Below are 17,743 nucleotides of genomic sequence, written 5' to 3'. Positions count from 1 at the left end.
GGGCCGCACGGCCTGCCGCCTACATGTAGTGCTTGAGCTCCCGGCGCGCCAGCGACCGCTGGTGCACCTCGTCCGGGCCGTCGGCGAGGCGCAGCGTACGGGCCGCGGCCCACAGCTCCGCCAGGGGGAAGTCCTGGCTGACGCCGCCCGCGCCGTGCAGCTGCACCGCCCGGTCGAGGATGTCCACGACCGTACGCGGCGTGGCGATCTTGATGGCCTGGATCTCCGTGTGCGCGCCCTTGTTGCCGACGGTGTCCATCAGCCAGGCGGTCTTCAGCACCAGCAGCCGCAGCTGCTCGACGGCCACCCGCGCGTCCGCGATCCACCCCTGTACGACGCCCTGGTGCGCCAGCGGCTTGCCGAAGGCCGTACGGGTCACGGCGCGGCGGCACATCAGCTCGATGGCGCGTTCGGCCATGCCGATCAGCCGCATGCAGTGGTGGATGCGGCCGGGGCCGAGGCGGGCCTGCGCGATGCCGAAGCCGCCGCCCTCCTCGCCGATCAGGTTCCCGGCCGGTACGCGGACGTCGTGGAAGACGACCTCGGCGTGGCCGCCGTGGTAGTGGTCCTCGTAGCCGTACACCCGCATGGCGCGGCGGACTTCGAGGCCGGGGGTGTCGCGCGGGACCAGCACCATCGACTGCTGGCGGCGCGGGTCGGCGCCGTCCGGGTCGGTCTTGCCCATCACGATGAAGATCCGGCACAGCGGGTTCATCGCGCCGGAGATGTACCACTTGCGGCCGTTGACGACATATGAGTCGCCATCCCGCCGGATACGGGTCTCGATGTTGGTGGCATCGGAGGAGGCCACGTCGGGCTCGGTCATCGCGAACGCCGACCGGATCTCGCCCGCCAGCAGCGGGTGCAGCCACTGCTTCCGCTGCTCCTCGGAGCCGAACTGCGCCAGCACCTCCATGTTGCCGGTGTCCGGCGCCGCGCAGTTCAGCGCGGTCGGCGCCAGCTGCGGGCTGCGGCCGGTGATCTCGGCCAGCGGCGCGTACTGGAGGTTCGTCAAGCCGGCGCCGTACTCCTCGTCCGGCAGGAACAGGTTCCACAGGCCCTGCTTGCGGGCCTCCGCCTTGAGCTCTTCCACGACCGGCGGGGTGTCCCACGGTGAGGCGAGCGCGGCCCGCTGCTCGCCGGCCACCGCCTCGGCCGGGTACACGTGCTCGTCCATGAAGGCCAGCAGTCTGCCCCGCAGCTCTTCGGTACGGGCGTCGAATGCGAAGTCCATCAGCGTGCCTCAGCCTTCCTTGGCGGTCGTCAGGGTGTCGAGGGTGGCCAGGCCGCGGCCGATGAAGACCGGCACCAGCTCGCCGATCCGGTCGAAGCCCGCGCCGACGGTCTGCCCGAGCGTGAAGCGGTAGTGGATGCCCTCCAGGATCACGGCCAGCTTGAAATACGCGAACGCCGTGTACCAGGCGATGCCGGACACGTCCCGCCCCGACCCGGCCGCGTACCGCTCGATCAGCTCGGCCGCCTCCGGGTGGCCCGGCGCGCCGCACGTCGTGGCGATCGGCGAGCCGGGGACGTCCTCCTGCTCGCTGTACATCACCAGCAGCCCGAGGTCGGTCAGCGGATCGCCGAGCGTGGACATCTCCCAGTCCAGCACCGCCGTGATCCGGTCGCCGTCGCCGACCAGGACGTTGTCCAGGCGGTAGTCGCCGTGCACGACGGCGGGCGCGGGGGAGGCGGGCAGTGCCGCGCTCAGCGCCTCGTGCAGCGCGTCGATGCCCGGCAGGTCGCGGTTCTTCGACGCCGCCAGCTGCTTGCCCCAGCGCCGCAGCTGACGCTCCAGGAAGCCGTCGGGCCGCCCGAAGTCGCCGAGGCCGACCGCCGCCGGGTCCACGGCGTGCAGCGCCACCAGCGTGTCGACAAGGGACAGCACCACGCCGCGGGTCCGCTGCGGGCCGAGCGCGCCGAGCTGCTCGGCCGTACGGTACGGCACGCCCTCGACCAGCTCCATCACGTAGAACGGCGCACCGAGGACCGCCTCGTCCTCGCACAGCAGCAGCGCCTCGGGCACCGGCACCGCCGTCGGGTGCAGCGCGCCGATCACCCGGAACTCGCGCCGCATGTCGTGCGCGGTGGCCAGCACGTGGCCGAGCGGCGGACGCCGGACGACCCACCGGCCGGTGCCGTCGGTGATCCGGTACGTGAGGTTGGACCGGCCGCCCTCGATCAGCTCGGCCGCCAGGGGGCCCCGCACCAACCCGGGGCGCTCCCGGTCCAGGTGCTCGCGCAGCCGTTCCAGGTCGAGGCCCGGGGGCGCCGGCCGGGCCGGGGGCGTGGGAGGGGTGCCGTTGCTCATCGTGCTCCTCCGTACGGAAGGGACGGCCGCCCCGGGCGGACGGCCGCTACGATCATGCCGACTAGTCGGTATGGCGTCCAGAGGGAGAGTGTGGGGTGTGGGTCACGCAGCCGGACAGGGCCGAACGGCCCGGCTCAGATCAGGATCGCCGCGCCCAGCACCGCCAGCGCGCAGGTGCAGGCGGCCAGCGCCAGGGCCGTGCGGGCGGCCAGGGCCGGCGGGCGGCCGGCGCCCATCGCCCGCATCCGGACGTGCGCGGCCGCCACGAACGCGATCCACACCACCATCACCAGCGCCGCCGCGACCACCCCCACCGGCCCCGGGGCGCGGTGCTGGACCAGTTGGCGCCCCGCGAGGATCGCGACCAGCGTGCAGGACAGGGTGGTGCGCCGCCAGGCGAGGCGGGTGCGCTCCGGTTGCAGGCCCGGATCGCGGGCCGGGCGCGGCTGCTCCGGCGGCAGGGAACCGGCCATCGGTCAGCGCGTCCAGCCGACGGCGACGAGCACGACCATCGCCGCCGCGAGCAGGGCGACCGCGACCGCCAGTACGGCCGGGAAGCGGGAGGCGGGCAGGTCCTCGCCGCGCCGCATCGCCCGCTCGCAGCGCACCCAGTGGTTCACCGCCCGCACCGCGCACAGCGCGCCGCCCACCAGCAGGACGACCGTGAACGCCACCCGCGGCACGTCGTGCAGCCGGGGCAGGAACTGGTCCACCGCGAACCCGCCGCCCACCAGCGCCAGCCCGGTGCGCAGCCAGGCCAGGAAGGTCCGCTCGTTGGCGAGGGAGAAGCGGTAGTCGGGCGTCGCGCCCTCCTCGCGGACGCGCGCGGGCGTGAACCACAGCCGTACGCCCGCGCCGATCGACCGCAGCCTGTCGGTGAGGATCATGGCCAGCACCCTACGCGGTGCCCCGGCCGGCCCCCTGCCCGTAGTGCCCGGGGGCTGTCACTCCCGGGCCGCCCGCCACTCCAGCAGCCGCCGGTACGCGGCCATGCCGTCCGGCGTCCACTCCCACCCGGGTATGCGCCGCTCCAGCTCCTCGTCGCTGAGGAACGCGTGCCAGGCCACCTCCGACTCCTGCGGCCGGACGGGCAGCGTGCAGCGCACCTCGTAGACCGCCGACCACCAGGTGTGCTCGGGCGTCTCGTAGAGGAACTTGAACAGCGGGACCGGCTGCGGCAGGCCGGTCACGCCCAGCTCCTCCTCCGCCTCGCGCAGCGCCGTCTCGTCGTACGTCTCGCCCGCGCCGACCACGCCGCCGACGAACATGTCGTAGTACGAGGGGAAGACCAGCTTCTGCGCGGTACGGCGGTGCACGAAGATCCGGTCCTCGGCGTCGCGGGCGAGGATGAACGCGCACCGGGTCCGCAGCCGGTGGGCGTACGCGTCACCGCGCCGGGCCTGCCCCACGACCTCGTCGCTCTCGTTGACGACGTCGACGATCTCGTCCGCGCTCAGTGGTTGCTGTCGGTTCATGCCCCCATGCAACCAGCCCGCGGGGGCCGCCGCGCCGCAGGGCGGAGCGCGCGGCACCGCCCGTGGCGCGGGGGCGCCGCGTCTCGCCCACCGCGTCTCACCAGCGGACGGCCGTGAAGTCGACCGGCCGCGGCCGCAGTTGCCCGGTGCGCGCGGCCAGCCGGCGCATCCGGTCGGCCATGTCGGCGGCGGGCAGGTGCTTGCGGCCGCCGTGGCCGGGCAGCAGCCACTCGAAGCGCAGCCGGCCGACGGTACGGGCCAGGGACGCGGCCAGCGCCTCGATGGAGAACCAGGTGACGCTGTCCGCCACCTCGACGTCCCCGGTCGTGCGCGACCAGTAGAAGCTGTCCCCGCTGAAGCAGTAGCGCTCGTCGGCGACGTACAGGACGCTGCCCTCGGTGTGCCCCGGCAGCGGGTGGGCGAGCACACCGTCGGCGATCTCCGTGGTCCCGGTGCCCCGCAGGACGTGATCGGCCTCCGGTACGGAGTCCAGGTCGCCTTCGTGAATCCACAGCCGGGCGCCGAGGCGGTCGGCGTAGCGGCGGCCGTGCGCCACGTGGTCCCGGTGGGTGAGCAGTACGTCGGTGACGGGGCCGAGCGCCTCGTACCGGGCCGCCAGCGGCTCGCTCCACCGGGGCGTGTCCACCATCATCAGCGTCCCGCCGGGCCGGCGCAGGAGGTAGGAGTTGGCGCCCGCGGTGTGCTGGGAGTTGTGCCCGCACAGCAGCACGTCGGTGGTGCCGAGCGGCATGGGGTAGGGGTCCAGCGCCGGGTCGAGCCGGCGGGCCGGGTGGCGGATGGAGCGGGTGGGGCAGGCGAAGGCGGCGGCGTGCAGCCGCCGTTCCTCCGCCTCGTCGCGCGGCTGCCGGACGATCTCGGAGCGCCCGCCGCGCTCGGCGATGAGGTCGGGGGCGAGTTGCCGGGCGACGTCGCAGTTCGTGCAGCGGTCGTCGACGTACCAGGCGTCGTCCGGAGCGGTTCGCGTGCGGGAGGGGCCGCGGGCGTCGTTCTTCATGGCATGCCTCACCTTTCGGGCGGCTTGTGCGGGGTTCGTACGAAGAGGTACCGCGACGGCGGCGCAAAGAGGAAGGGGGGCGGGGGGTTGCCGGTTGCGGCCCGACCGTTTCTCACCCCACCCCGCAACTCCCGTATCCGCTCCGGCCGCCACCCCCGGTTGACGCCCCGCCCGGCCGCACTGAGGATCGGTACCCACGATGGCGGCCGGGCCCTCCGGCGCGCCGCGGCGAGGAGAGAAGCTGGCGGACATGGCCTACGACGCTGATGTGATCGTGATCGGAGCGGGTCTCGCGGGGCTCGCGGCCACCGCCGAGCTGGCCGAGGCGGGGCGCAAGGTGATCCTCCTGGACCAGGAGCCGGCGACCGGCCTCGGCGGCCAGGCGCACTGGTCCTTCGGCGGTCTCTTCCTCGTCGACTCGCCCGAGCAGCGGCGGCTGCGCATCCGCGACAGCCACGAGCTGGCCTGGCAGGACTGGCTCGGCGCGGCGGGCTTCGACCGCCCCGAGGACCACTGGCCGCGCCAGTGGGCCGAGGCGTACGTGGACTTCGCCGCGGGCGAGAAGCGCTCCTGGCTGCACCGGCAGGGCGTGCGGTTCTTCCCGGTCGTCGGCTGGGCCGAGCGCGGCGGCTACGAGGCCACCGGGCACGGCAACTCCGTACCCCGCTTCCACATCACCTGGGGCACCGGGCCCGGGCTGGTCGCGCCGTTCGAGCGGCGGGTACGGGCCGGGGTGGCGCGCGGCCTGGTGGAGCTGCGCTTCCGCCACCGCGTCACCGGCCTGGCGCGCAGCGCGGGCGTGGTCGACACCGTCACCGGCGAGGTGCTGGAGCCGTCGGCCGCCGAACGCGGCACGCCCAGCAGCCGCGAGGTGGCCGGCGTCTTCGAACTGCGGGCGCAGGCCGTGATCGTCACCTCGGGCGGCCTCGGCGGCAACCACGAGCTGGTGCGCGCCAACTGGCCGGAGCGCCTGGGCACGCCGCCGGAGCGGATGCTGTCCGGGGTGCCCGCCCACGTGGACGGCCTGATGCTCGGCGTCACCGAGGCGGCCGGCGGCCGGATCGTCAACCGGGACCGCATGTGGCACTACACGGAGGGCATCGACAACTGGGACCCGATCTGGCCGCGGCACGGCATCCGCATCCTGTCAGGGCCTTCGCCGCTGTGGCTGGACGCGCGCGGCAAGCGGCTGCCGGTGCCGCTCTTCCCCGGCTTCGACACGCTCGGCACCCTCGAACACATCATGCGCACCGGTTACGACCACACCTGGTTCGTGCTCACGCAGAAGATCATCGAGAAGGAGTTCACCCTCTCCGGGTCCGAGCAGAACCCGGACCTGACGGGCCGCAGCGTACGCGAGGTGCTGAAGCGGCCGCTGCCCGGCGCGCCCGGCCCGGTGCAGGCGTTCATGGACCGGGGAGCGGACTTCGTCGTCGAGCGCACGCTCGGCGGCCTCGTGCGGCGGATGAACCAGCTCACCAAGGAGCCGCTGCTCGACGAGGCCGAGCTGCGCCGTGAGATCGTCGCGCGCGACCGCGAGATCGCCCATTCCTTCACCAAGGACTCCCAGGTCACCGCCATGCGCGGGGCGCGCAGGTACCTGGGCGACCGGCTGATCCGCACCGCGTCACCGCACCGCCTGCTCGACCCCAAGGCCGGGCCGCTGATCGCCGTACGGTTGAGCATCCTCACCCGCAAGACGCTCGGCGGCCTGGAGACCGACCTGTCCTCGCGGGTGCTGACCGAGGGCGGCGAGCCGCTGCCGGGCGTGTACGCGGCCGGAGAGGCGGCGGGCTTCGGGGGCGGCGGCGTCCACGGCTACCGGTCGCTGGAGGGGACCTTCCTGGGCGGCTGCATCTTCTCGGGGCGCGCGGCGGGGCGCGCGGCGGCGCGGGCGGTGGGCTGAAACGTCACCCGCTCTTATTGACAAGTGTGTTGACAGGCAAGGGAGTTGAGTTTCCGGACATTCTCCGGACAGCCTTGACGTGAAGCTGTGACTGCCGCTTTGCTGTGCGTGACCCAGTGGTGTGGACCAGTCGGCCGACGGTGCGGGCCGGTCCGCCGAATTCCGCACATGCGCGCCCCGGATGCGGCGCGCCCGGAGGTGAAGCGCGTCGTGGAGTGTTCCTGCCCGTGACCCCTCCGCCGCCCCCGCCGCTGGGCAGATCCCGCCGCAAGGACTCCCTGGTCCTCGACCCGGCCCTGGACGACGTCGAACTCGCCGCCTCCGTCGACGCGCTGGCGCACGGCCGGTGGGTCAGGGTCCGTACGCTGCTGGCCGACACCGGCACGGACTGGGACCTGCGCGGCCACCGGCTGGTGGTGCTCGGCGAAGGCCCGGCCGGCGCCGCCTGGGCCGGTGACTGGCGCCTCGCCGAACCCGACAGCGCGGACGCCGCCGCCCTGCTGGCCTGCGCCCTCGTCTTCCAGGCGCTGCGGGGCAAGTGCAGCGCGGACGCCGCCCGCGAGGCCTGCGGCGTCGCCGCCCGCATGGCGCCCCGCGATCCCACACCGTGGCTGGGGACGCTCATACTCGCCCGCCGCACCGGCACGGCCGACGAACGCGAGCACGCCTTCGACCAGGTACGGGCCCGGCACCCCGACCACCACCACGCGCACCACCTGATGGCCGCCTGCCTGGCCGAGCAGCACCAAGGCGGCGCCGGCGACCCGTTGCACCAGGTCTACGACTTCGCCTACTGGGCCGCCGAACAGGCCCCGGCCGACTCGCCGCTGGCGATCCTGCCCGTCGTCGCGCACGCGGAGCGCTACCGCGCGCTGGCCGCCGCCGGCCTCGAACCCGCGGACCCCGCGGCCTCCGGGCACTGGTCCTCCCGCCGTGCCCGCCAGGTCATGAAGGCGGCCTTCGACTGGTGGCTGGAGTGGGAGGGCGAGGGCCACCCGCGCCGCAAGGTGGACCTCAACTTCCTCGCCCACGCCAAGTACCACGAGGGGAGGATGGCCGAGGCCGCCGCCCTCTTCCACCGCATCGGCCCGCACGTCACCGCCGTGCCGTGGTCCTATCCGGACCGGGACGCACGCAAGGCCTTCAAGGCGGCGCGCGACACCGCCTTCCGCACCGCCTGACGCACTCGCACTCGCCGCACTCCACGGAGAGGACACCTTCGCGCCATGCTCACGAGCAGTACGGGAAAGCAGCGCCGCCCGAGACGCACGGGAAGACCGGAAGGCCCCGGGGAGATCAGCACCTTCAAGGGCCAGGAGCGGGCCCTGCGGGCCGGCCGCATCGGCACGCCGGGCCTGCTCCTGTCCGTCCTGGCCGCCAGCGCGCCCCTGATGGTGGTGGCCGGCGTCATGGTCACCACGTACCAGGTCATGGGCATCGTCGGACAGCCGCTGCTCTTCGTCATCCTGGGCGTGGTGATGGCGCTGTTCAGCGTCGGCTACGCCGAGATGAGCCGGCACGTCCACAACGCGGGCGCCTTCTACGCCTACATCGCGCGCGGCCTCGGCGGCACGGCGGGCGCGGGCGCCTCCTTCGTCGCGCTCGCCGCCTACAGCGCCCTCCAGTTCGGCATCTACGGCATCTTCGGCTTCGAGGTGTCCGGGCTGCTGGACCAGCACCTGGGCAGCACGGTCGCCTGGTGGGTGCCCGCCCTGCTCGGCGTCGCCGTCATCGGCGTCCTCGGCGCGCTGAAGATCGACCTCAACGCCAAGGTGCTCGGTGTGCTGCTCGCCGCCGAGGTCGCCCTCATCGTCGTCTTCGACGTCGCCTTCGCCACCGACCCGGGGCCGCAGGGCCTGTCGCTGCACGCCTTCGACCCGGCCACCCTCGGCGGCGCGGGCCTGGGCACCGCGCTGTGCTTCGCCGTCGCCGCGTTCGTCGGCTTCGAACAGGCCCCCGTCTACGCCGAGGAGACCAGCCGGCCGCAGACGGTCGTGGCCCGCGTGATGTTCCTCGCCGTCGGCTTCGTCGCGGTCTTCTTCGCGCTCAGCTCCTGGCTCATCGGCGTCGCCACCGGCCCCGGCCACGTCGTGGCCGCCGCCGGGAAGGAAGGCCCCAACCTGGTCTTCGCCCTCACCGGGCCGCGCCTCGGCGGCACCTTCACCGACATCCTGCACGTCTTCTTCGTGACCGGCATCTTCGCCTCGATGCTCAGCTTCCACAACGTGGTCGCCCGGTACGCCTTCGCCATGGGCCGCGAGGGCCTGCTGCCCGCGGCCCTCGGCCGCACCGCCAAGTCCAGCGGCGCGCCCGCGCTCGGCTCGCTGCTCCAGTCCGTCATCTCGCTGCTCGTCGTGGGCGCCTTCGCGCTCACCGACCGGACGCCGGACGGCGACCCGGCCACCCCGTGCTCAAGCTGTTCACCTGGGGCGGCAACGTGGGCGCGCTCGGCGTGATCGTGCTGATGGCCACCGCGTCCGTCGCGGTCATCGCCTTCTTCCTGCGGCGCGGAGCGGGCCGCGCCCAGGCCGGACGGCTGCTGGCCGCGGGGCTGGCCGCGCTCGGACTGCTGACCGTACTGGTCTACGCGGTCAAGGACTTCGGCGTGCTGGTCGGCGCCGAGAAGGGCTCGGCACCGAGCTGGGCACTGCCCGGCGTCATCGGCCTGGCGGCCGTGGTCGGGCTCGGGTACGGGCGGGTGCTGCGCGCCCGGCGGCCGGAGGTCCACGCCCGTATCGGACTGGGCAACGAGGCGTTCCAACTGGAGAAGGCGGCGAGCGTGCCGCCGGTGCCGACCCTGCGCGAGGAGAGCTGACCGATGGCACACAGCGCGACGGAACCGCAGCCCCCGAAGGACACGGACGCGGCGCCCGCCGCCCCGCACCCCCTGGACCCGCTGACCGCGGAGGAGATCACCACCGTCCGCGACGTCCTGCGCCGCGAGGGACTGGTGGACGGCGCCACCCGCTTCCCCCTCGTCCTCCTCGACGAGCCGGACCGGCACACCGCCGCCGCGCACCGCCCCGGCGCCCCGGTCACCCGCCGGCTGCGCGTCACCCTCCTCGACACGGGGACCGGAGCCTCCGCCGAGGCCGTCGTCGACGTGGGCGCGCGCGTCCTGCTCTCCCACCGTCCCCTGGACCCCGGCGCCGACGGCCAGCCGCCCATCCTCTTCGAGGAATACGAACGCTGCGACGCGATCGTCAAGGCCGACCCGGGCTGGCGCCGGGCCATGGCGGAGCGCGGCCTCACCGACACCTCGCTCGCCGTCTGCGCCCCGCTGGCCGCGGGCAACTTCGGGCGGGCCGAGGAGACCGGGCGCCGCATGCTGCGCTCGCTGACGTTCCTGCGCTGCGAGGCGGCCGACAACCCGTTCGCGCACCCCGTGGGCGGCCTGGTCGCCGACGTCGACCTGACCGAGCGGCGGGTCGTCCGGCTCGTGGACACCGGCGCCGTACCCGTGCCCACCGAATGCGGGCGCTACGAGGCCGGGTTCAACGGCCCCGCGCGCACCGACCTCAGACCCCTGGAGATCAGCCAGCCCCAAGGCCCCTCCTTCACCCTGGACGGGCACCGCCTGGCCTGGCAGAACTGGTCGCTGCGGCTGGACTTCAACTCCCGTGAGGGCCTCGTCCTGCACGAGCTGTCCTTCCGCGACGGCGACCGCGTACGCCCCGTACTGCACCGCGCGTCGCTCGCCGAGATGGCCGTCCCGTACGCCGACCCCGGGGAGGACCGCAACTGGATCTGCTACCTGGACGTCGGCGAGTACACCCTCGGCCGCAACGCCAACGCGCTGCGGCTGGGCTGCGACTGCCTCGGCGAGATCGTGTACGTCGACGCCGTCGTCCCCGACGACCACGGCAACCCGCAGACGCTGCCCAACGCGATCTGCATCCACGAGGAGGACCACGGCCTCCTGTGGAAGCACACCAACATGTTCGACGACTTCGCCGCCGACAGCCGCCGCTCCCGCCGTCTGGTCGTCTCGTACATCGCCACGCTCGGCAACTACGACTACGGCTTCTACTGGTACCTCTACCAGGACGGCACGATCGAGTTCGAGGTCAAGTCGACCGGCCTGGTGCAGACCTCGGCGGCGGAGCCCGGCACCGTGTCCCCCTACGCCACGGAGCTGGCCCCCGGCCTCCAGGCGCCCTTCCACCAGCACCTCTTCTGCGCCCGGCTGGACCCGGCGGTGGACGGCCACGCGAACACGGTGGAGGAGGTCGACGTCGTCCGGCTCCCCATGGGCCCGGACAACCCCAACGGCAACGCCTTCACCACCCGTGCCACCCCCGTCACCGACTCCGGCGAGGCGGGACGGCTGGCCGACCCGGCGGCCGGGCGCCGCTGGCGGATCACCAACCCCGCCTCCGCCAACCGGACGGGCCGGCCGGTCGCGTACACCCTCACCCCGCAGGAAGGGCCCACGCTGCTCGCCCAGCCAGGGTCCCCGGTCGCCGCGCGCGTCGCCTACGCCACCAAGCACCTCTGGGTCACCCGCAGCGCCCCCGGCCGGCGCTACCCGGACGGCGACTACCCCAACCAGCACCCCGGCGGCGCGGGCGTCGTGCAGTGGTCGCGCCCCGGCGAATCCCTGGAGAACACCGCCCTGACCCTCTGGCACTGCTTCGGGCCGACGCACCTGCCGCGCCTGGAGGACTGGCCGGTCATGCCGGTCGACCGGTGCGGCTTCACACTGCGGCCGACCGGGTTCTTCGACCGCAACCCGGCACTCGACCTGCCGCGCGAGAGCGGCGGGCCGGGACACTGCACGCCCTAAGCGCCGTGCGGTGCGTCCAGGGACGTCGGTTCCCACGCGCGCCGCAACTGCGCGCGCAGAAGCGGCAAGGGGCTGTCGTCGAGGCCGCGGAGCCGGTCGGACAGGAGGGCCAGCGTGTCGCAGCGCGCCAGTTGCAGCGCCCGGGCGCACGCGCCGGGGCCGAACCCGGCCGCCTCGGCGACGCGTACGGCCGCCACGGCACCGACCGAGATCGCGATCCCGGCGACATCCTCGGCGGCGTCGCCGGTCACCGCGTCCGTCCAGTCCAGTACGCCGCTGATCCGCCCGTCCCCGGCCACGAGCAGATGCTCGCCCTTGATGTCGTTGTGCACGAGCGTGCCGGGCGCCGTCGCGGCCTCCGCCGCCGGTACGTGCAGTCTCGGCAGCCAGGCGGCGTCGAACTCGCCACGGGCCGCGACGGATTCGGCCGCCGCCGCGGCCCGGCGCAGCAGTCCGGGCATGTTGCGCGGCGCCTCCGGCGGCACGCCCAGCGCCTCGGCGTCCGCCACGGGCACCTCGGCGAGCAGGACGAGCATCCGCGCCAGACCGGCCTCGCCGGCCGCCGGGACCGAACACAGCTCGGCGGAGACCCCGTCCAGCCGCGCGTCCAGGGTGAACGCGCGCCCCCGCGCCCACTCACCGCTCGCCACGCTCCGCGGCACGGGCACGCCGATCCGGTCGCCGACCAGGCCGCGCAGCGCCACCTCGCGGCGCAGGCGCTCCGACCCGCCCCGGTCGAGCGCGCAGCGGGCGACGTGCTCCGTCCCCACCCACCAGGACGCGTGATCGCCCCCTTCGCCGATGGGCCGGACGTCCGCCACGCCCACCCCGGGCACCGCGTCCTGGGCCAGCAGGGCCACCTCTGCCGCCGTCGGCAGGCGTTCCTCCGTCATGATCGCCATCATGCCGCAGACCGCGAACCGCCGCCGGTCACCGCGTCCGGCCGCGCCCGGGCGGCCAACCTCGTTCCCGGAGCCGCCGGGACCGGTGCCGGGGCCGGCCCGGCCCGCGGGCCCTCAGCCCTCCAGCGCCTCGCGCACCCGCCGGGACACGGTGAACGCGTACAAGTCGAGCACCCCCGGCGGCTCCGCGAGGCCAGGGCCGCCGGCCCGTATCCAGGCGGCGATGTCGTCCAGCGCCGCGTCGTCGTTGACCAGGCCGAGCCACACCGGGCGCCCGCCCGCCGCCCGCCCCGCGCGCGACGGCTGGACCACGACGACGTTGGCCTGGTCGCAGACGTCCAGGCACTCGGAGGCCCGCACCGCGGCCGCGCCCGCCAGGGCCGCGCGCAGCCGCGGGATCTGGGCCGCGTGGTCGACGCCCGGGACCTTGCGCGGGTCGCCGCAGCAGCAGCCGCGGCAGACGGTGACCCGGCACGGGGCCTCGGCGGACGGGCGGCCGGAACGCTTGCTGATCATTCGACCCATGCTACGCGGGGTAGGTATCGGCCCCATGACCTCCACCACGCACAACCGCCCGGCGATACCGGGCCCCAAGGGCCTGCCGCTCCTGGGATCGATGCTCGACCTGCGGCGCGACACCCTCGACGCGTTCACCCGCGCCCGGTGCGAACACGGCGACGTGGTGCGCTTCACAGCCGGGCCGCCCGGCCTGCGCAGCGTCTTCCACGCGGTCTTCTCGCCCGAGGGCAGCCAGCAGATCCTGGCCTCCGAGGCCGCCAACTTCCGCAAGGACCACCCGTTCTACGAAGAGGTCCGGCAGTCCTTCGGCAACGGGCTGCTGACCAGCCAGGACGCCGACTACCTGCGCCAACGGCGGATCGTGCAGCCGCTGTTCACCAAGCGCCGGGTGGACGGCTACGCGGCGGCCGTGGCGGCCGAGGCCCAGGCCGTCGCCGGACGCTGGCGGACGCCGCCCGGCGGCACGGTCGACCTGGTGGGCGAGATGAACCGGCTCGCGCTGCGCACGGTCTCCCGCATCCTGTTCGGCACGGACGTCGAGGCCGCGGTCGACACCGTGCACCGCTGCTTCCCCGTGATCAACCGGTACGTGGTGCGGCGCGGTTTCTCGCCCCGCAACCCGCCGCGCCACTGGCCCACGCCCGCCAACCGGAAGGCCGCCGCCGCGACGGCCGAGCTGTACGCGGTCTGCGACCGCATCGTCGCCGGACGCCGCGCCGCCGGCAGGCCCGGCGACGGCACCGACCTGCTCTCGCTGCTGACCGGCGCCGGCAACGCGGAGGACGGCAGCCTGGACGCCACCGAACTCCGCGACCAGGTGCTGGTCTTCCTGCTGGCCGGGCACGAGACGACCGCGACGTCCCTGGCCTTCACCCTCCACCTGCTCGCCCGGCACCCCGAAGAGCAGGCGCTCGTACGGGAGGAGATCGCCGGTGTCCTGGCCGGGCGCGCCCCCGAGGCCGCCGACCTGGACCGGCTGCCGCGGCTCACGATGGCGCTCAAGGAGGCGATGCGGCTGTACCCGGCGGCGCCGGTGGTCAGCCGCCGCGCCGTCGCGGCCACCGAGATCGGCGGGCACGCGATCCCGGCCGGCGCCGATGTGATCGTCTCGCCCTGGGTGACCCACCGGCACCCCGGCCTGTGGGAGGACCCGGAGCGCTTCGACCCGCTGCGGTTCACGCCGGAGCGCGAGGCGGCCCGGCACCGCTACGCCTGGTTCCCCTTCGGCGGCGGCCCGCGGGCGTGCATCGGGCAGCACTTCTCGATGCTGGAGTCGGTGCTGGCGGCGGCCGTCCTGCTGCGCTCGTACGAGCTGACGGCCGTCGACCGGGAGGTGCCGCTGACCGCCGGGATCACCTTGCAGGCGGCGGGTCCGGCACGGGTGCGGCTGCGCGCGGTCTCCTGAGGGCCGGGACGGCCGGTGCGTGAGCGCGCGGCGGGCACCACGGTAAACGCAACAGAAATAGCGTTTGCGTTTCCGCGGCGCCCGCCGTACCGTTCTTCACGCCCCATTGCCGCCGATCGGAGAAGGCCGTTGCTCGTCTGAGGTCCTGAGACACCGCGCCCACGGCGCGAGGTGCGACGGTGCGCGCGTCCGGCGCGCCCGGCACCCGCCGTGCGGCCACGTCCGCGACCTCGGCGACCCCGGATCTCCGGCCCGCCTCCGCGCCGGCCCGCCCCCGTGCCCCGGCCCGGCCTCCCCGTGGACCTTCTCGCGGTGTCTCCCGCGCTGCCCCCGAATCCCGTCGCGCACTCAGGAGACCCGTATGCATACCCAGTCCGCCACACCCTCAGGCGCCTTCCTCGTCTGCTCCGGCCTCGGCTTCGCCTGGCCCGACGGCACCCGCGTGCTGGAGGACTTCAACCTGGCCGTGGGCCCCGGGCGCACCGGCCTGATCGGCCTCAACGGGTCGGGCAAGTCAACCCTGTTGAAGCTGTTCGCCGGAGAGCTCGAACCCGCCGGAGGGACCGTGAAAACCGTCGGCGAGATCGGCTACCTGCCGCAGAACGCCGCCCTGGACACCGGCCTGCGGGTGGACGCGGCCCTCGGCATCGCCGAGACCCGCGCGGCCCTGCACGCCATCGAGAACGGTGACGCCGACGAGGCCCACTTCGCCGCCGTGGGCGACGCCTGGGACGTCGAGGAACGCGCCCGCGCCACCCTCGACGGACTCGGCCTGCACGCCATCGACCTCGACCGCACCATCGGCGAGGTCTCCGGCGGTGAGTCCGTCCTGCTGCGCCTCGCCGCGCTGCTGCTGCGCCGCCCCGACGTCCTGCTGCTGGACGAGCCGACCAACAACCTCGACCTGGCGGCCCGCCGCCGGCTGTACGCGGCGGTGGAGGGCTGGTCCGGCGTCCTGGTCGTCGTCAGCCACGACCGCGAACTGCTCGACCTCGTGGACCGGATCGCCGACCTGCGCGGCGGCGAGGTCCACTGGTACGGCGGCAACTACACCGCGTACGAACACGCGCTCGCCGTCGAACAGGAGGCGGCCGAACGCATGGTGCGCGTCGCCGAGGCCGACGTGGTGCGCCAGAAACGCGAACTGGCCGACGCGCACGTCAAGCTGGCTCGCCGGGCCCGGTACGCCGACAAGATGTACGCCCGGAAGCGCGAACCGAAGATCATCATGAACGGGCGCAAGGCCGCGGCCGAGGTCTCGGCCGGCAAGCACCGCAACCTGCACACCGAGAAGCTCAAGGAGGCCAGGCAGCGGCTGGGCGAGGCCGCCGAAGCCGTGCGCGACGACGACGAGATCCGCGTCGACCTGCCGCACACCGAGGTACCGCCGGGCCGCGGCGTACTGACCCTGCGGGCCCTGCGCGCCCGCTACGGGGCATGCGCCGACATCGAGCTGCGCGGCCCCGAGCGGGTGGCGCTGACCGGGCGCAACGGCTCCGGCAAGACCACGCTGCTGCGGACGCTGGCGGGCGAGATCCCGCCCGCGGAGGGCACGGCGGAGATCCACGTACCGCACCGCTTCCTGCCGCAGCAGCGGCTGGACGTCCTCGACGACGGGCTGACCGTCGCCGAGAACGTCGCCCGCTTCGCCCCGGACGCCACCAACAACCAGGTACGGGCCCGCCTGGCGCGCTTCCTGTTCAAGGGCGCCCGTGCCGACCAGCCGGCGGGCACGCTCTCCGGGGGCGAGCGCTTCCGGGCCACCCTCGCGGCCCTGCTGCTCGCCGAGCCCGCGCCCCAGCTCCTGATGCTGGACGAGCCGACGAACAACCTGGACACGGCTTCGGTCCGCCGGCTCGTCACGGCGCTGGACTCCTACCGCGGCGCCCTGATCGTGGTCAGCCACGACCTGGCCTTCCTCCGTGAGATCGGCATCACCCGCTGGCTCGCCCTGAACGGCGCACTGGCGGACACCGCCCCGATGTGACCGCACCGATGCGACCGCCGCCCGATGTGACCGCCCCGGGCGGCGACGCGCCGGGGCGGCCGGCTCAGAAGTGCCGCAGCAGCTCGGTGAACTTCTCCAGGCGGAGCACCTGCCCGTCCGCCGGGTCGAGGACGTCGTGTTCCAGCACCCACGTGTTGTCGTTCGGGATGAACACCGCGTTCAGGCCCGCCGCCCGGGCCGGCAGGATGTCCGACTTGGGGGAGTTGCCGATCATCCAGGTGGCCGACGGCGTCAGCGTGCGGGCGCGCACCAGCTCCTCGTACGTACCGGCGTTCTTCTCCGGCACGATGTGCACCCCGCGGAAGTGGTGCGCCAGCCGCGACGCCGCCACCTTCCTGCGCTGCTCCTCCGCGTCGCCCTTGGTCAGCATCAGCAGCCGGTGCCGCCCGGCCAGTTCCGCCAGGGTCTCGGCCACCCCCGGGATCAGCTCGACCTCGTCCGCCTCGAACGCCCGCGCCCAGTCCGCGATCCGGGCCAGCTCCTGCGCACTGGCCTCCCGGCGGCGTACCCGCCGCACGCACTCGCCGAGGCTGCGCAGGAACACCTTGCTGCCGTACCCGTGGACCGCGGCGTTGGCGGCCTCGATCTCGTCCAGGAGGGCCCGTACGCCGTCCCGCCCCAGCTCGGGATGGTCCAGCCAGGTCAGGAACTCCTCGATGACCCGCTCGAAGATGACGTTGTTCTCCCACAACGTGTCGTCGGCGTCGAACACCAGCACCTGCCGTGCCCGGCGCGTCCCGGACCCGCCGTCCCCTGCACCCACACCGTCTCCCCGTGCTCCGTCGTCCCGGCCGGCCGGCGCTCCGGCCCCGCGGCACCCTACTGACCCGGCCCGCGCGGACGCACCGCATTTCCCGGCGGCCCGGACAGCGGCCCGGCCGTCGCGGGGGAACCGCCACCGGGGACAATGACGTCATGTCGACAGAGCGCGAGGCCGCGAGCGGGCCCGGCGGCCGGTACGCGGTGCGCGACGCGGCGGCGTACCTGGCCGGATGGTGGACGATCGACCGCACCGTGCTCGACGTCCGCACCGGTACGCAGGGAACCTTCAGCGGCACGGCGCACTTCCGGCCCGAAGGCGGGGCCGGGGCCGTGCTGCTGCACGTGGAGGAGGGCGAGCTGACCTGGAACGGCGCGACCGCCCCGGCCACCCGCACGCTGCGGCTGTGCCCGCGCCCCGACGGCACCGCCGACGTCACCTTCGCCGACGGGCGCCCCTTCCACGACCTCGATCTGCGCACCGGCCACTGGAACACCCGGCACCCCTGTGCCGCGGACCTGTACGAGGGCGAGTTCACCGTCGTCTCGCCGCGCGAGTGGCACCTGCGCTGGCGGGTGGGCGGACCGGCCAAGACCCAGCTGCTGTGCTCGGCGTACCGGAGGGCCGCCCGCCCGCTGCCGTGACGCGGCCTGCCG

At 74.2% G+C, this 17,743-nt stretch carries 15 protein-coding genes and 1 pseudogene; 7 read left to right on the top strand and 9 right to left on the bottom strand.

The window, feature by feature from the left end:
* Positions 1-19: 19 nt before the first annotated feature.
* The 6 genes from ACH4K4_RS16210 to ACH4K4_RS16185 all read right to left on the bottom strand — a co-directional run bounded on the left by ACH4K4_RS16210 (position 20) and on the right by ACH4K4_RS16185 (position 4,801).
* The gene (locus tag ACH4K4_RS16210; protein WP_398167811.1) at positions 20-1,234 is read right to left on the bottom strand and encodes an acyl-CoA dehydrogenase family protein; all 1,215 of its coding nucleotides are present in this window, start codon (positions 1,232-1,234) and stop codon (positions 20-22) included.
* A gap of 9 nt (positions 1,235-1,243) precedes the next feature.
* Positions 1,244-2,311 (bottom strand): phosphotransferase family protein, encoded by a 1,068-nt coding sequence (locus ACH4K4_RS16205; RefSeq protein WP_398167810.1) that lies wholly within the window; start codon positions 2,309-2,311, stop codon positions 1,244-1,246.
* Positions 2,312-2,445: 134 nt separating this feature from the next.
* Complete coding sequence (locus ACH4K4_RS16200; protein ID WP_398167809.1) at positions 2,446-2,784, bottom strand: DUF202 domain-containing protein; 339 nt, start codon at positions 2,782-2,784, stop codon at positions 2,446-2,448.
* Between the two features lie 3 nt (positions 2,785-2,787).
* On the bottom strand, positions 2,788-3,198 hold the full coding sequence (locus tag ACH4K4_RS16195; RefSeq protein WP_398167808.1) for a YidH family protein: 411 nt from the start codon (positions 3,196-3,198) through the stop codon (positions 2,788-2,790).
* A 57-nt stretch (positions 3,199-3,255) separates the two neighbouring features.
* Positions 3,256-3,786, bottom strand: a complete 531-nt coding sequence (locus ACH4K4_RS16190) for an NUDIX hydrolase (RefSeq protein WP_398167807.1) — start codon at positions 3,784-3,786, stop codon at positions 3,256-3,258.
* A gap of 97 nt (positions 3,787-3,883) precedes the next feature.
* On the bottom strand, positions 3,884-4,801 hold the full coding sequence (locus ACH4K4_RS16185; protein ID WP_398167806.1) for an MBL fold metallo-hydrolase: 918 nt from the start codon (positions 4,799-4,801) through the stop codon (positions 3,884-3,886).
* Positions 4,802-5,051: 250 nt separating this feature from the next.
* On the opposite strand from ACH4K4_RS16185, the gene ACH4K4_RS16180 reads away from it, so the two are divergent.
* The 4 genes and pseudogenes from ACH4K4_RS16180 (at position 5,052) to ACH4K4_RS16165 (ending at position 11,493) form a co-directional block, all read left to right on the top strand.
* A complete protein-coding gene (locus ACH4K4_RS16180; RefSeq protein WP_398167805.1) occupies positions 5,052-6,707 on the top strand; it encodes an FAD-binding dehydrogenase in 1,656 nt (551 codons plus the stop codon).
* 227 nt (positions 6,708-6,934) lie between these two features.
* Positions 6,935-7,888, top strand: a complete 954-nt coding sequence (locus ACH4K4_RS16175; protein WP_398167803.1) for a hypothetical protein — start codon at positions 6,935-6,937, stop codon at positions 7,886-7,888.
* 45 nt (positions 7,889-7,933) lie between these two features.
* A pseudogene (locus ACH4K4_RS16170) lies at positions 7,934-9,522 on the top strand (APC family permease).
* Positions 9,523-9,525: 3 nt separating this feature from the next.
* Complete coding sequence (locus ACH4K4_RS16165) at positions 9,526-11,493, top strand: primary-amine oxidase (protein WP_398167802.1); 1,968 nt, start codon at positions 9,526-9,528, stop codon at positions 11,491-11,493.
* Here ACH4K4_RS16165 and ACH4K4_RS16160 read toward each other — a convergent pair.
* Together ACH4K4_RS16160 and ACH4K4_RS16155 are read right to left on the bottom strand one after the other, a co-directional pair.
* Positions 11,490-12,386 (bottom strand): phosphotransferase family protein, encoded by an 897-nt coding sequence (locus ACH4K4_RS16160; RefSeq protein ID WP_398167801.1) that lies wholly within the window; start codon positions 12,384-12,386, stop codon positions 11,490-11,492. The two genes, ACH4K4_RS16165 and ACH4K4_RS16160, sit on opposite strands and share 4 nt — an antisense overlap.
* A 123-nt stretch (positions 12,387-12,509) precedes the next feature.
* Positions 12,510-12,911, bottom strand: a complete 402-nt coding sequence (locus tag ACH4K4_RS16155; RefSeq protein ID WP_398167800.1) for a (2Fe-2S) ferredoxin domain-containing protein — start codon at positions 12,909-12,911, stop codon at positions 12,510-12,512.
* Positions 12,912-12,945: 34 nt separating this feature from the next.
* Between ACH4K4_RS16155 and ACH4K4_RS16150 the strand changes: the two genes are divergently transcribed.
* On the top strand, positions 12,946-14,319 hold the full coding sequence (locus ACH4K4_RS16150; protein WP_398167798.1) for a cytochrome P450: 1,374 nt from the start codon (positions 12,946-12,948) through the stop codon (positions 14,317-14,319).
* A 361-nt stretch (positions 14,320-14,680) separates the two neighbouring features.
* Positions 14,681-16,306 (top strand): ABC-F family ATP-binding cassette domain-containing protein, encoded by a 1,626-nt coding sequence (locus tag ACH4K4_RS16145; RefSeq protein WP_398167797.1) that lies wholly within the window; start codon positions 14,681-14,683, stop codon positions 16,304-16,306.
* Between the two features lie 64 nt (positions 16,307-16,370).
* Here ACH4K4_RS16145 and ACH4K4_RS16140 read toward each other — a convergent pair whose 3' ends face one another.
* Positions 16,371-17,090, bottom strand: a complete 720-nt coding sequence (locus tag ACH4K4_RS16140; protein WP_398167796.1) for an HAD family hydrolase — start codon at positions 17,088-17,090, stop codon at positions 16,371-16,373.
* 152 nt (positions 17,091-17,242) lie between these two features.
* On the opposite strand from ACH4K4_RS16140, the gene ACH4K4_RS16135 reads away from it, so the two are divergent.
* Positions 17,243-17,731, top strand: coding sequence for a DUF6314 family protein (locus ACH4K4_RS16135; protein WP_398167795.1), 489 nt, complete (start codon positions 17,243-17,245; stop codon positions 17,729-17,731).
* Positions 17,732-17,743 lie beyond the last annotated feature (12 nt).

It is taken from the genome of Streptomyces sp. NPDC017529 (genome assembly GCF_044329785.1).
GTDB lineage: Bacteria > Actinomycetota > Actinomycetes > Streptomycetales > Streptomycetaceae > Streptomyces.
Note: the sequence above shows the minus strand (reverse complement) of the source record. Positions and strands in the feature narration are given on the sequence as shown.

Bases quoted from the DNA above. Each gene is read 5' to 3' on its own strand.
- ACH4K4_RS16210 (WP_398167811.1), bottom strand. From the start codon at position 1,234: ATGGACTTCGCATTCGACGCCCGTACCGAAGAGCTGCGGGGCAGACTG.
- ACH4K4_RS16205 (WP_398167810.1), bottom strand. From the start codon at position 2,311: ATGAGCAACGGCACCCCTCCCACGCCCCCGGCCCGGCCGGCGCCCCCG.
- ACH4K4_RS16200 (WP_398167809.1), bottom strand. From the start codon at position 2,784: ATGGCCGGTTCCCTGCCGCCGGAGCAGCCGCGCCCGGCCCGCGATCCG.
- ACH4K4_RS16195 (WP_398167808.1), bottom strand. From the start codon at position 3,198: ATGATCCTCACCGACAGGCTGCGGTCGATCGGCGCGGGCGTACGGCTG.
- ACH4K4_RS16190 (WP_398167807.1), bottom strand. From the start codon at position 3,786: ATGAACCGACAGCAACCACTGAGCGCGGACGAGATCGTCGACGTCGTC.
- ACH4K4_RS16185 (WP_398167806.1), bottom strand. From the start codon at position 4,801: ATGAAGAACGACGCCCGCGGCCCCTCCCGCACGCGAACCGCTCCGGAC.
- ACH4K4_RS16180 (WP_398167805.1), top strand. From the start codon at position 5,052: ATGGCCTACGACGCTGATGTGATCGTGATCGGAGCGGGTCTCGCGGGG.
- ACH4K4_RS16165 (WP_398167802.1), top strand. From the start codon at position 9,526: ATGGCACACAGCGCGACGGAACCGCAGCCCCCGAAGGACACGGACGCG.
- ACH4K4_RS16160 (WP_398167801.1), bottom strand. From the start codon at position 12,386: ATGACGGAGGAACGCCTGCCGACGGCGGCAGAGGTGGCCCTGCTGGCC.
- ACH4K4_RS16155 (WP_398167800.1), bottom strand. From the start codon at position 12,911: ATGATCAGCAAGCGTTCCGGCCGCCCGTCCGCCGAGGCCCCGTGCCGG.
- ACH4K4_RS16150 (WP_398167798.1), top strand. From the start codon at position 12,946: ATGACCTCCACCACGCACAACCGCCCGGCGATACCGGGCCCCAAGGGC.
- ACH4K4_RS16145 (WP_398167797.1), top strand. From the start codon at position 14,681: ATGCATACCCAGTCCGCCACACCCTCAGGCGCCTTCCTCGTCTGCTCC.
- ACH4K4_RS16135 (WP_398167795.1), top strand. From the start codon at position 17,243: ATGTCGACAGAGCGCGAGGCCGCGAGCGGGCCCGGCGGCCGGTACGCG.